This window comes from Piscicoccus intestinalis NBRC 104926 (genome assembly GCF_001515525.1).
In the GTDB taxonomy this organism is placed as follows: domain Bacteria; phylum Actinomycetota; class Actinomycetes; order Actinomycetales; family Dermatophilaceae; genus Kineosphaera; species Kineosphaera intestinalis.
Genome location: NZ_BCNQ01000333.1, coordinates 1 through 574, shown reverse-complemented (window position 1 = coordinate 574; position 574 = coordinate 1). Strand labels below are relative to the sequence as shown.

Below are 574 nucleotides of genomic sequence, written 5' to 3'. Positions count from 1 at the left end.
TCCGCGGGGTCCGCGGGGTCCGCGGGGTCCGCGGGGTCCGCGCGCTCCCCAGGACCAGCGGGCTCAGCGCGTTCCGGGCGCCGGCACACCCACATCGCCGCGCTCGACGGTGTGCGGGCGGTCGCGCTTCTGCTCGTGCTGCTGTTCCACTTCGGGGTGCCGGGCTGGCACGGCGGCTTTCTCGGGGTCGATCTCTTCTTCGTGCTCTCGGGCTTCCTTATCACCTCGCTGCTGCTCAGCGAGGCGCAGGCGCACGGGCGCATCGACCTGGCCCGGTTCTGGGCACGCCGCGTGCTGCGGCTGTTGCCCGCCTCCCTCCTCGTCATCGGCGCGGTGCTGACGTGGACGGTCGTGGCCGCACCCCCGCTGCTGCGCGGCAGCGTCGCCGGCGACGCGCTGTGGGCGCTGCTCTACGCGGCGAACTGGCGGCTCATCGCCTCCTCCGGCTACTTCGCCGACGACGGCACGACGTCCCCGCTGCAGCACATGTGGTCGCTCGCCGTGGAGGAGCAGTTCTACCTGGCGTGGCCGCTGCTGCTGACGCTCGTCGTCGTCGGTGCGCGGCGGCGCGTCG

At 73.7% G+C, this 574-nt stretch carries 1 protein-coding gene; it reads left to right on the top strand.

All coding sequences use genetic code 11. From position 1 onward, the window contains the following. Positions 1–111: 111 nt before the first annotated feature. The coding region (locus tag PINTE_RS21550; RefSeq protein ID WP_245643106.1) for an acyltransferase family protein at positions 112–574 on the top strand (463 nt) is incomplete at its 3' end.